Origin of the sequence: Hyperthermus butylicus DSM 5456, assembly GCF_000015145.1 — an archaeon.
In the GTDB taxonomy this organism is placed as follows: Archaea; Thermoproteota; Thermoprotei_A; order Sulfolobales; family Pyrodictiaceae; genus Hyperthermus; species Hyperthermus butylicus.
In genome coordinates this window covers 473,706-485,707 of the sequence record NC_008818.1, presented here as the reverse complement: position 1 = coordinate 485,707, position 12,002 = coordinate 473,706, and the positions used below count along the sequence as shown (strand labels likewise).

Genomic DNA, 12,002 nt, shown 5'->3' with positions numbered 1-12,002 from the left:
TGCAGCGACACCATTATATATAAGCCTGGAGCTATAGCGACTCTAGAGATTAGGCCTCCTAGGTGTACAGCCCTATGCACGAGCACTTTGACAGCATCTACCTCGAGTTTGTCGACGAAAGCTATAAGCCCGGCAAGGACGAGGTCATAGCCGTTTTCCGTGTTACACCAGCCCAGGGCATTTCAATAAAGGATGCAGCTGGCCGTATAGCTGCCGAAAGCAGCGTGGGTACCTGGACAACATTGAGCGTTAAGCCTAGCTGGTTTGAGAAGCTAAAGGCTAAGGCTTACCGATTCCATGACCTTGGCGATGGAAGCTGGCTGGTATGGGTTGCATATCCTGTCGAGCTTTTCGAGGAAGGCAGCATACCAAACTTTGCTAGCAGCATTCTAGGCAACATCTTCGGCATGAAGGCTATTGCTGGTCTCCGTGTCGAGGACGTCTACTTCCCACCAAGCTATCTTGAGACCTTCCCAGGACCGAATAAGGGCATCCAGGGTGTACGCGAAATACTCGGCATCAAGGATAGACCGATACTTGCAACCGTGCCAAAACCAAAGCTCGGTTACACCCCGGAGGAGTACGGCAGGGTAGCCTATGAGATCCTTATCGGCGGCATAGACCTAGTTAAGGACGATGAAAACTTTGCAAGCCAGCCCTTCTGCAGGTTTGAAGCTAGGCTTAAAGAGGTAATGAAGGCTATTGATAGGGCCGAGAAAGAGACAGGAGAGCGCAAAGGCTACCTAGCAAACGTTACAGCGCCAATAAGGGAGATGGAGAAGCGTATAAAGCTTGTGGCAGACTATGGGAACAAGTTCATAATGATAGACTTTCTCACAGCTGGCTGGGCAGCCCTCCAACACGCGAGGGAGCTGGCAGAGGAATACGACCTGGCCATACATGGCCACCGCGCGTTCCATGCAGCGTTCACGAGAAACCCAAAGCATGGCGTCTCAATGTTCCTAGTAGCCAAGCTAGCCAGGATGGCTGGTGTAGATCATGTACATGTGGGGACACCCGGCGTGGGCAAAATGGATGCAAAGACTAGGGAGGTTCTAGAGCATACAAGGATTGTTAGAGAGCAGTACTACCGGCCCAAGGAGGGCGACCTCTTCCACCTAGAACAGCCGTGGAGCAATATTAAGCCCGTCTTCCCAGTTGCTAGTGGAGGCCTACACCCAGGAACACTACCGGAAGTCATAAGGGTTATGGGCAAGGACATAATAATGCAGGTTGGCGGTGGAGTTCTAGGCCACCCCGATGGCCCAGAAGCTGGTGCTAGAGCTGTGAGGCAGGCAGTAGAAGCAGCCATGAAGGGCATATCGTTAGACGAGTATGCCAGGGAGCACCGTGAGCTGGCACGTGCACTAGAAAAATGGGGTTATGTCAGACCCGTTTAGCCACGATTTTCGCGTTCACATCTATCTTGTTGCCGTGTTATAGAGTGCTGCAACTGTTAGTGGCAGCTCCAGCTCATACCCTCTCTGCTTCCTGCTAGCCTCAGCCATGAATGTTGCTGATACATCGGCGTTTCTAGCTACCTTGCCTCCCTTTAGCCTGCGGAGTAGTCGGCGTAGCCTGAAGCTCATACCGCTCACCCAACAGTATAATTGGAACAATTTCGTGTTGTTACTTATAAAGCTAACCTTTTGAGAGGTAACTAAACATTTTCTGTTCTCTCTGTTCCACACTCCCACTAGTTAGCCAGGATACCCGAACGGCATTACAGCTATGGGTATCTCCTCGTAACAATCTATGCCGAGGAAACTGCACAGCTCTTCGTCGTGGAAGGCCCCGACAACAACTGTTGCAAGTCCAAGAGCTTCAGCTGCAAGGTAAACATTCTGCACAGCTGCACCTGCGTCTACGTGGATATATCGATATGCCCTTGCACCATACTTGCTTGCTGTTCGGGTATAGACTGCAGTGAGTATGATTGCAGCTGGCGCCTCGCCGACATGTTCCTGGCCAAGGCTTATGTCGGCTAGTCTCGTCATGTAGTTGCCAGGACGCAGCATGCAGAGGTTATGGCTGCGAGGATTGTAGTGATATATACCGCTCTCGAGATCCTCCACACTACCTGCAACGAGATACGCCTCAAGGGGCTGGAGACCGCCGGCTGAGGGGTAGCTACGTAGCGGCCACTCGGCATTCCACCCTGTAACCCCAACCGCGTAGTAGAGTAGCGTTGCAACGTGTTCAAGGCTTGGCGGTTTCGGAGAGTAGCTGCGTCTACTTCTCCGCCTCCTTATAGCCTCGAGGACATCGAGCCCGCCCGTGCTGACCGGTGGTGGCAGCCTGGCTAGCCGCTGGCAACCCGTGTACTCCTTGAAGAAGCCTGGCCATGACGGGGACGGCTTCTCCATATATACTGTTCTCCCTATCAGCGTTGAGTAATGGTAGAGTGCAGCGACATCTCCTTTGCGTGCTGCCTCCCGTAGCCCTCTCTCCAGGAGCTTCTGCTCAGCCCTCGACAGTCTCGAGGCCAGGATTTTGAGGAGCTTGCAGAGCATACCTACTTCATGCATGTCGCCCTATCCACTAGTCCTAGCTGTGCTTAGCCCCTCTAAGCTGTTCAACAACATGCCCAGCTATTTCGAATAGTAACTCCAACATGAGTCTTGCAGCATCAGGGTTGCCTGGACTGACGGCTAGCACTCTACCCGCGAATCCACAGGCACCTGCACGGCTTAGCATAGCGTTTACGACTCCCTTCTCGATGCTTCTCCTCCTAAACTCCTCACCAATACCAGGTAGTGCTCGCTCACATAGGGAATAGACAATATCCGCTGATACATCCCTCGGGTTGGGTCCCGTGCCACCGGTTACCAGTACCACATCGGCCCCTCTCGCAAGAGCTTCGGCAATAGCATGGAGTATCTCGACTTTATCATTTCCAGCGATAGCAGTATAGACGATATCGTGGCCCCTCGCGGCAATGAGTTCTCTCGCCATCGGGGTTATCTGGTCAAGCTCGGGGTTAGCCTTCACCTTGTCGCTGGTAACGACTATAGCCCAGCGAAGCAATAGACCCACCCCATCTCACGGCATAGGCGTTGGGTAGATGTAGCTGTTACCCCGGCTGTCACCAGTAGTCGTCAATGACTCGCCTGGGGCAGAGAGCCGTGAAGGCTCCGGAGGCTATCGTGCTAAGGCGCTGCCTACTGCTGCGCTGTGCCCGTTGCGGCATTGAGGGCCCAGCCGACATAGCCGTGGTAGACGGGTTAATGACTGCTCCCTCGGCTGTAAAGGGCCGTGATGTTGTTGAGGTTGACTGTAAAGAAGAGCTTGTAGTCGCACCCTGCATGTATGTTGCTAACATGGTTCTAGCTCCGTTGGGCACCGATTACAGCAGCGTGATGCACGGAGAACTTGATGATGCACTACTCGAAGCTGCTAGGCTCAGCGGGGAAAGACTAATACAAACTGCAGAAAGGCTAGCAACAGAGCTTCCGAGTCTCGGGATGTGTGGAGCCGCCATAGCTACCGTGGACCCGCTCCCAGCTGCCAAAACGCTTCTAGAGCATGGATTGAGGGTGCAGACAAACATAGCCTACATCCCCAACTGGAGCCATGTAGAGAGACTTGCCTCCGAGCTTGACAAGCAATGCAACCAGCTAGGGAACTATGGAGACTTAATGTCTATTGGCATTGAAGTTTTTGCATCAAGGCTTGTCGATGACAAAGAGCTACAAGAGCTTGTAAGACTGGCACGCAGTAAGAGCATACCTCTATTTATACATGCTTCAACTAGTAAGAGGGATGTGTATGAGTCTAAGAAGAAGTGGGGGCTCTTCCCCGTTGAGAGGCTAGAGAAGCTAGGCGTGCTAGGCAAGGATACGGTTATTGTTGGTGGTGGCTGGGTTTCAAGCTGGGAGTTGGGCTACATAGCTTCCAGGGGCTCAGCAATAGTCCACAACCCGGTGCATGACATGCTGCATGGGGCTGGCGGCCACTTCCCACTGAGAGAGGCGTTGGATGCTGGTATACGTGTCGGCTTAGGCCTAGGCCTTGTGGACTCCTTCCTTGATCTCCGCCTAGCCGCTACAGTAGAGTTGCTCCTCCAGCGCTACGTATACTGGGATAGCAGGGTCGGCGCCGCCGACGTCTTTTCAGCTGCTAGCGAGGGCTCAGCAAACATACTATCCTTCACAGCAACCGGCAAGATAGAGCATGGCTCGCCAGGAGATCTCGTGGTCTACCGCGTAAGAGGACTGTCCCAGAGCCTCCTCACAAGAAACCCTGCCCTTGCACTGCTAGCTGGCGGCAAACCTGTCTACACGATCATTGCCGGGAGAATAGTCCACGCCGAGGAGGATAGTTTTTGAAGGGGGTATTGTAAGGTGTATAGCCTAGGTGTTATAGGGCCTTGTCTAAACCGGAAAGCCCCTCCCTAGGCATCAACATGCTTGGAGCCACTGAGGCTACTGAGGAAGTCCTAAAGAAGTTCCGCCAGCTCATATCAAGCGCTAAAGATGTGTGGGGGCTACTAGAGGCACTAGACTATCTCGAGGCTAGCCTCGCTGCGAGGCCCTTCTCAGCACCCCTCATCAATGCTTCTCGCGAGCTACTGACTGTTATCGCCCATGGAGAATATGATAACATACCAAGGCTTAAAGAGCTTGTCGAGGAAAATGTTGAGAAGCTGCTGAGGAGAATGATAGAAGAGACCGAGGCTGCAGCAGAGATCGCCGCCCGGAGGCTAGAAAACGGAGATACTGTATTGACGCACAGCTATAGCAGGAGCGTGCTGAGGACCATAGAGAAGGCTGTGGCAATGGGCAAGACTATACGCGTCATAGTAGCAGAGTCGCGGCCCGTGTTAGACGGCATCGAGATGGCCAAGGCGCTCACAAAACTGGAGATAGACGTAACACTCATCGTGGACTCTGCAATGAGGTTTATGGCGCGTGAGGCAACAAAGGCATTGATAGGCGCTGACGCAGTAACAGCCGATGGAAGCATCATAGCGAGGACCGGTGCAGGGCTACTGGCACTTGCAGCCAACGAGTCAAGGGTTAGAGTGATTGTCGTAGCGGGAACATACAAGTTCTACCCCGAAACCGTCTATGGGCTAATGGTGGAGTCGCCAGCATTGCAAGAGGAGATAGTACCGGAGAGCCACAAGAAGCTAGGCATTAAAGGCTACGCGCCACTCTTCGAGTTCGTACCTCCACACCTCATAGATGCACTTGCCACTGAGAAGGGGCTCATAGCGCCGGAGGCTGTACCCCTGCTAGTCAAGGAGGAATTTGGAGAGTGGCCGCCAAGGCTTGAGAGCCTCGAAAAACTATTCACCAAGGCTAGGGAGGAGCTAAAGAAGATAGGTGCAAAACCATCCTAAGAGGAGGTGACCTACGTGGAGTTTCCGGAGGAGGTCACAAGCATAGCCGAGGACATTAAGACTATGAAGATACGTGGGGCGGGCAGGATAGCGAAGGCTGCAGCTCGGGCATTAATGATTGCTGCCGAGAGGTTTCAGGGAGGCAGTGTGGACGAGTTTGTAAACTATATGCGTGCTACCGGCGAGCTACTCATATCCACTAGGCCCACAGCTGTGAGCCTACCTAATGCTGTTAATTATGTCCTAAGAGTCCTTGAAGAAAGACGTTATACAAGCGTTGAGGAGGTAAGGAAGGCTGTTATAGAAGCTGCTAGAAGCTTCATAGAATACTCGGAGCAAGCCCTTAAGAAGATAGGAGAGATAGGGGCAAGACTCATAAAGACTGGCGACAGAATACTGACACACTGCAATAGCAAGGCCGTAGAGTCGATACTCATAACCGCGTGGAGGCAGGGTAAGCGCTTCGAGGTCTATGCAACCGAGACTAGGCCAAGATACCAGGGCCACATAACCTCCATGGATTTAGCCATGGAGGGCATACCTGTCACTCTTATACCAGATGCTGCTGTTCTACAAGTGATGGAGTCTAAACGAATAACCAAGGTGATCGTTGGCGCAGACACAGTTACCGCCAACGGAGCCGTGATAAATAAGATTGGTACAAGCCAGATAGCCCTCGCAGCAAGACTATTCAGAATACCCTTCATCGTTGCAACAGAGACCTACAAGTTTAGCCCCTATACAGTCGTCGGCCAGCCGGTAGAGATTGAGGAAAGACCTGCTGAGGAGGTACTGCCAGCACACATTCCCGGTGTTAAGGTTAGAAATCCAGCATTTGACGCTACACCGCCAGACTATATAGACATGATTGTTACCGAAAGAGGCATCATCCCGCCAAAGTCGGCTGCGCTAATGCTCTGGGAGCTATTCCATAGAAAACCCTCAGAGTCCCGACTACCGGGCGTGGAGGAGGATTCAGGCTAGCCCTCAACCTCGAAAGCTTCGCCACTAGATCCCCCTTCAACACCGTATTTTTCGAGGGCATCGATGAGCTTGTCGGCTAGCTTATTTGGATCCTTGTATTCCACGACTATCCTTAGGCTCGGATAGCCAGGTATACTTGTGTCGAGTTCATAGCCCAACTCCTCAGCGTCTAGCAGCCCTGCAAGCTTGAACCCAGCGTCTATTGTGCCACGGGTCTGCTCATCAGCCTCACTGGAAGACGCCGGAAGAGGCAACGTTATCACTACTGCATAGTTCTCGCCGCTCGGTGCCTCTGTAACCTCCACGGTCACACCGTCCACATGGATTCTTATGTTCTCGCCCTCAGCTTCAAAGCTTATACCCTTCTCTCGGAGGAAGCTCTGAATCCTCTTAGCCCAGTCCTTGGACGAGCTGTGACCGGGAATCCCAGTCTCGACAAGCTTCTCCTCAAACTCCATATCGGCCCACCCGACCTTTACTAGTTTGGCAAGTGACAGGCACCGATAAGAGCGTGACGGTCGTGGAGCAGATTTGTGCAAAGATACACGGTATATATTACCAACAGCTCCAGGACCCTACATTGCTACTAGTACGTATCAACGAGAGCAGAGCATAGAAACCTGGACTGCAGGTAGACATGTCACCCTATGCTGGGTTCTACACCTACATTGGCAGCTCGTGAGGGCCTAGAGGACTTCGGGCAAGGCTTTGCAGACACCTTGGCTGCAAGCTTAGGAGGGGACCACACTTAGCACATTGACCGTATCCTCGCTGCTGCCCTTGAGCTGACAAAGAAGCCTTGAGCCTTGCTAGCATTCGCAACAGCAGCATCAAGACTACACAAACCCCTACCACTGGCACTAGGCAGCACCGATGACACATACCGCGTAAGCCATATCCATTCCTGCCATTGTTGTACACCCAAACCACTGTATCGTATCTCTCTATGCCACAATCAACGTCTCCAAACCATCATTCATAATACTTGAACACGAGTTATAGTGTCTACTAGGCTAGCATTAGGAGAGGGTTTAAATTGAGGCTCCACGTATAAGGGTGTGTCTCGGAGCCTCAAGTTGGCCTAAGTGAACTCCCTAACCAACTCTAGGGAGTTCTAGGCCAGCTCCATCTAGACAACATACCCACCCTATACATTAGTCTATCCCACCAAAACAAGCTTCATAGTTTCAAGGGCATAGGGGGTGGTGAGAATGGCTGTACGCGTGATACTAGTCGGCCAGGGCCTCGTGGCTACACACTTCGCAGTCGGTATTGAAAGGATAAAGAGGGGCGAACTGGAGCCCTACGGTGTACCACTGGCAAAGTACCAGCTGGTATACGATATCAAGGATATAGAGCTTGTTGGTAGCTACGATGTTGACGAGGAAAAAGTTGGCAAGACCGTCTACGAAGTTGCCAAGAAGGCTGTGGGTGATATCCTACCAGTACCAGAGACATTGAAGTCTATAACGGTTAGGCGCGGCATACACCTAGGCAGTCTACGCGGCCTACCATTCAAGGCTAAGGGTCTGGAGGACGAACTAGGCTCCGTGAGGGCAGCAATAGAGGCCCTAGTCGAGGAGTGGAAGAAGCTACAGCCAGACGTCGTCATGATTGTTGCCACTACAGAGCCCGCTAAGCCATTCCACAAGGTTGAGGACCTAGTCAAAGCTGTAGAGAGAGATGACAGGGACAGGCTAAGTGCAAGCCACGCCTATGCCTATGCAGCGTACCTATACGCGAAGGACACTGGCAGATCCGTAGCCCTAGTCAACGTTATACCGAGCCCGCTGGCACGCGATGATGCCATCGTGAAGCTGTACGAGGAGGCTAAGAGCATAGTGCTAGGTGATGACGGAGCTACTGGTGCAACACCGCTAACAGCCGACCTACTAGAACACCTTGCCGAGCGCAACCGCTACGTACACTCAATAGCCCAGTTCAATATCGGCGGCAACACCGACTTCCTAGCACTAACAATACCTGAGAGGAACAAGATGAAGGAGGAAACCAAGAGCAGCATTGTGAAAGACATACTAGGCTATGACGCACCACACTTCATCAAGCCCACAGGATACCTAGAACCACTTGGCGACAAGAAGTTCGTCTCAATGCACATATGGTGGAAGACATTCAACGGCCTCGAGGACGAGCTAGTAGTCAACATGAGGATAAACGATAGCCCCGCACTAGCAGGCCTCCTAGTGGACCTAGCAAGGATAGGCAAGACACTAACAGAACGAGGCATCTACGGCACAGCATACGAGGTAAACGCATTCTACATGAAGGATCCAGGACCACGCGGCTCTAAGAACATGTCCAGGATAAGGGCCTACTACGCCCTCATAGACTACCTCAAGAAGACTGGCATAATAAGGGCCTAAGCTATAACTGAAACCCTCTTCAAGGTTTTACTGTCATTACTAGCTTGATTTTTCTCCTAGAGCCCAGAGCACACGCCACAATATCCCATATCCAACAGTTTCTTCAAGATAAAACATTGGTATAGCTATTTGTACATTTGTACTATTCTACCGATATTCCACCCGTATACGAATTCTTCTTAAACGATTCACCATATACAATGCATACGGTGCCCTACGTTGAGATTCATCGTAGGCTGCAAGCCTGGCCAAGCAGAGCCACGCAGCGAGAGGATAGCAATTATCGGTGCTGGCCCGGCCGGCCTCTACGCTGCCGGTTACCTACGTTGTAGGGGCTTCAACGTTACTGTATTCGATAGGAATCCCGAGCCTGGTGGTTTCCTAATATTTGGCGTCCTTGAGATACATATTAACAAGGCTAAGGTGCGTGAAGGTATTAAAGAGCTGCATGAGCTAGGCGTAGAGTTTAGGCAGAACATCACGGTGTGTAGAGATGTCTCGCTCGAGGAGCTAATAAACAACTATGACGCGGTACTGATAGCGACTGGCACCTGGGAGAGTGCCAGACTAAACATCCCGGGCGCAAATCTTGAAGGCATATATCCGGCTATGGAGTGGATCGTAGACTACCACATGTGGAAGTACGGGTATAAGAGTGAGAAGCCGCCGATAGGCGAAAGGGTCGTTGTTATAGGTGGCGGCCTCACAGCTGTAGACGCTGTTCATGTCTCAAAGTGGCTTGGAGCTAAGGAGGTCTACATGGTGTATAGACGTATACGCCAATACGCTCCCGCGGGTGAAAGGGGGTTCAGGGAAGCCGAAGAAGCTGGTGCGAAGATCATTGAGCTAGCCTCACCGGTAGAGTACATACCAGATCCAAGTGGTAAGCGTGTTGCCGCAGTCAAGTTTGAAAGGATGAAGCTTGTTGAGCAACCCGGCTCCAAGAGGCCCAAGCCCGTGGGTACTGGTGAGTATTTCACAATAGAGGCGGACCTCGTCCTTGAAGCCATAGGGCTCAAACCAACACCACCATGCAATGTAGAGCAGCTGGGCATAAAGCTTAGGCCGGACGGCACAATAGATGTTGACGAGTACAAGAGGACCACTAGAGAGCCAGTGTTCGCTGCTGGCGACGTTGAACACGGTGCTAGTCTGATAGGCATTGCGATGAAGGGAGGCCTAGACGCTGCCAAAGCGATAGAGAAGTATCTCAACAGGGAGATAGGCTGGAGGAGTTAGTCCCGCTCCTCACAATCCAATCTCCGGCATAGCCCGTAGTTCTATTTTTAAAGAATTAGGGTGATTCTTCCAGATACCTGGTGCTAGACCCCTTGTCGACCCTTCTCCGCGTTGGCAACGCCCGTAATGGCGTGGATGCTATAGCCTATGTTGCTGGCGAGAAGCAGCTAGAATGGCTTAAGGGCTTTGGCGATACCGTGCGGACCGTTATTGAACTCGGCGACTTTAAAGGGAAGCTTGAGGAGACGATTCTGATCTACGAGTCTAGTGCTACTGTTAAGAGGGTTATACTTGCCGGTGCCGGGGGTAACGAGTGGTTCGGCGATGCTGAGAGATTAAGGGTTGCCGTCGCCTCTGCAGTCAAGCTTGCAAGGAGCAAGAAGAGCATAAAGAGGCTCGGTGTCGTAGTGCACGAGGAGTTGCTAGAGAAGGCTGCTGAGACAGCCGGCAGGGATACTGTTTGGAGTGTTGAACAAGCCCTCGTGGCAGCGGACATGGCAAACTACGTATACAGCCTACGGGAGAGGGAGGAGAAGCCGCACATCCTCGAGGAGGTAAGGCTAGAGCCCGGCGACGAGAAAGCTGTTGAGACTGCTAAGGCTATAGCGGAGGCTGTAAGGGTAGCTAGGGATATAGCAAATGCGCCAGCCAATAGGCTGAGCCCAGAGAAGCTTGAGGAGAAGGCTAGAGAGCTTGCATCCCGGCTGGGCCTCACTATAAGGGTTCTATATAGGTCAGACTTGGAGAGCCTTGGCATGGGTGGCATACTAGCTGTTGGCTCTGGCAGCAATGTAGAGCCACGCCTCATAATACTAGAGTACAACAGTGGTGGCAAGAGGATAGCCGTTGTGGGCAAGGCGGTAGTCTTCGATGCTGGCGGCTTAGATCTCAAACCGCCACAGGCTATGCAGGAGATGAAGTTTGATAAGAGCGGTGGTGCTGCCGCTATAGGTGCCGTGGTTGCAGCTGCTCTGCTTAGACTGCCAGTAAACATGGTAGCCCTCGTACCAGCCGTGGAGAACCTACCAAGCGGCCGTGCTTACAAACCACTCGATGTTATAAGAATGTACAACGGCACCACCGTGGAGATAGGCAACACCGATGCCGAGGGCAGACTCATAATGGCTGACGCACTCGCCTATGCTGCAGAGAAGTATAAGCCAGACTACATGTTCGACTTCGCAACACTAACCGGTGCAGCAGTAGTAGCCCTAGGCAACCACGCAGCAGCACTATTCAGCAACAACGACCAGCTAGCCTCAATGGTCGAAAGAGCAGCATGGATCGCAGGCGAGCCCGTATGGAAAATGCCGCTATGGCCTGTCTACGCCAAACAACTCGAAAGCCATGTAGCCGACACAAACAACGTTGGGGGCCGGCCAGCAGGCGCAATAACGGCTGCAAAGTTCCTCGAAAAGTTCGTCGGCGACAGACCATGGGCACATTTGGACATCGCTGGCACAGCCTGGGTTCAGGAGAAGGGGCCCTGGAAACCATACTACGAGAAGGGCGCCACCGGATGGGGCGTAAGAACACTAGTCGAATTCCTAAGACTCTTGATATAATTGATATAATCTAACATAAAACAACTTCAACCCATTTGCCATCAATACAAAATGTTCACCTACAGTTATCATTTTATTTTAGCTTGAGAGCAAGTGTATAATAGCGATAATCTTATACAATTTACAAAGTCTGTTATGGCATTGAATTTGCCCTCGGATACAATACTGACCCCTTTATTGCCTATGTAGAGATAGGCATTGAAATACCACTAACAAGTGTTACAAGCGAGCTCACTGCATATGTATACATGTACAGCTAGTTAAGGAGCAGGGTATTGACGCCAGCTTATTGTGCTCTTTGCGGCTTGTTAACAAGCCCTATCCGAGCCTAGACTTTGAGACAGTTGCTGAAAGCATTGTACTCTTTAGCCACTAGTATCGGAGCGCGTTTATAGCTAGACCATGCTTGTTCACGACTTAAATGACTCAAGTGAAACCTTGAGGTTGTAGCTGGTATTCTGGCTCATGTAGACCTTCAAGGACCTA

General features: G+C 51.8%; 11 protein-coding genes. 7 read left to right on the top strand and 4 right to left on the bottom strand.

Annotated features, from left to right (window positions below; translation table 11 throughout):
- Window positions 1-74 precede the first annotated feature (74 nt).
- Entirely contained in the window at window positions 75-1,400 is a 1,326-nt protein-coding gene (gene rbcL, locus HBUT_RS02620; RefSeq protein WP_011821683.1) for a type III ribulose-bisphosphate carboxylase, read from the top strand.
- 21 nt (window positions 1,401-1,421) lie between these two features.
- Here the strand turns inward: rbcL and HBUT_RS09450 are convergent, their stop codons facing one another.
- The 3 genes from HBUT_RS09450 to HBUT_RS02610 form a co-directional block, all read right to left on the bottom strand.
- Window positions 1,422-1,589 (bottom strand): hypothetical protein, encoded by a 168-nt coding sequence (locus HBUT_RS09450; protein ID WP_153801365.1) that lies wholly within the window; start codon window positions 1,587-1,589, stop codon window positions 1,422-1,424.
- Between the two features lie 111 nt (window positions 1,590-1,700).
- Window positions 1,701-2,528 (bottom strand): SagB/ThcOx family dehydrogenase, encoded by an 828-nt coding sequence (locus HBUT_RS02615; protein WP_011821682.1) that lies wholly within the window; start codon window positions 2,526-2,528, stop codon window positions 1,701-1,703.
- Window positions 2,529-2,547: 19 nt separating this feature from the next.
- Entirely contained in the window at window positions 2,548-3,027 is a 480-nt protein-coding gene (locus HBUT_RS02610) for a MogA/MoaB family molybdenum cofactor biosynthesis protein (RefSeq protein ID WP_011821681.1), read from the bottom strand.
- Between the two features lie 98 nt (window positions 3,028-3,125).
- Between HBUT_RS02610 and HBUT_RS02605 the strand changes: the two genes are divergently transcribed.
- Genes HBUT_RS02605 through HBUT_RS02595 form a run of 3 tightly spaced genes read left to right on the top strand, consistent with a single transcriptional unit; the run spans window position 3,126 to window position 6,328 of the window.
- On the top strand, window positions 3,126-4,328 hold the full coding sequence (locus HBUT_RS02605; RefSeq protein ID WP_011821680.1) for an amidohydrolase family protein: 1,203 nt from the start codon (window positions 3,126-3,128) through the stop codon (window positions 4,326-4,328).
- A gap of 41 nt (window positions 4,329-4,369) precedes the next feature.
- Window positions 4,370-5,344: an eIF2B alpha/beta/delta subunit family protein gene (locus HBUT_RS02600; protein ID WP_011821679.1), complete on the top strand. Its 975-nt coding sequence runs from the start codon at window positions 4,370-4,372 to the stop codon at window positions 5,342-5,344.
- A gap of 15 nt (window positions 5,345-5,359) precedes the next feature.
- The gene (locus HBUT_RS02595) at window positions 5,360-6,328 is read left to right on the top strand and encodes a ribose 1,5-bisphosphate isomerase (protein ID WP_011821678.1); all 969 of its coding nucleotides are present in this window, start codon (window positions 5,360-5,362) and stop codon (window positions 6,326-6,328) included.
- Here HBUT_RS02595 and HBUT_RS02590 read toward each other — a convergent pair.
- Complete coding sequence (locus HBUT_RS02590; protein WP_011821677.1) at window positions 6,325-6,786, bottom strand: hypothetical protein; 462 nt, start codon at window positions 6,784-6,786, stop codon at window positions 6,325-6,327. The two genes, HBUT_RS02595 and HBUT_RS02590, sit on opposite strands and share 4 nt — an antisense overlap.
- A gap of 753 nt (window positions 6,787-7,539) precedes the next feature.
- Here HBUT_RS02590 and HBUT_RS02585 point away from each other — a divergent pair.
- The 3 genes from HBUT_RS02585 to HBUT_RS02575 all read left to right on the top strand — a co-directional run bounded on the left by HBUT_RS02585 (window position 7,540) and on the right by HBUT_RS02575 (window position 11,516).
- Window positions 7,540-8,712, top strand: a complete 1,173-nt coding sequence (locus HBUT_RS02585) for an inositol-3-phosphate synthase (protein WP_011821676.1) — start codon at window positions 7,540-7,542, stop codon at window positions 8,710-8,712.
- 219 nt (window positions 8,713-8,931) lie between these two features.
- On the top strand, window positions 8,932-9,951 hold the full coding sequence (locus tag HBUT_RS02580) for an FAD-dependent oxidoreductase (RefSeq protein ID WP_011821675.1): 1,020 nt from the start codon (window positions 8,932-8,934) through the stop codon (window positions 9,949-9,951).
- 92 nt (window positions 9,952-10,043) lie between these two features.
- Complete coding sequence (locus HBUT_RS02575) at window positions 10,044-11,516, top strand: leucyl aminopeptidase (RefSeq protein WP_011821674.1); 1,473 nt, start codon at window positions 10,044-10,046, stop codon at window positions 11,514-11,516.
- Window positions 11,517-12,002: the final 486 nt, after the last annotated feature.

Excerpts from the sequence above, each read along its gene's own strand:
- rbcL (WP_011821683.1), top strand. The coding sequence starts at position 75 with ATGCACGAGCACTTTGACAGCATCTACCTCGAGTTTGTCGACGAAAGC.
- HBUT_RS09450 (WP_153801365.1), bottom strand. The coding sequence starts at position 1,589 with ATGAGCTTCAGGCTACGCCGACTACTCCGCAGGCTAAAGGGAGGCAAG.
- HBUT_RS02615 (WP_011821682.1), bottom strand. The coding sequence starts at position 2,528 with ATGCATGAAGTAGGTATGCTCTGCAAGCTCCTCAAAATCCTGGCCTCG.
- HBUT_RS02590 (WP_011821677.1), bottom strand. The coding sequence starts at position 6,786 with ATGGAGTTTGAGGAGAAGCTTGTCGAGACTGGGATTCCCGGTCACAGC.
- HBUT_RS02585 (WP_011821676.1), top strand. The coding sequence starts at position 7,540 with ATGGCTGTACGCGTGATACTAGTCGGCCAGGGCCTCGTGGCTACACAC.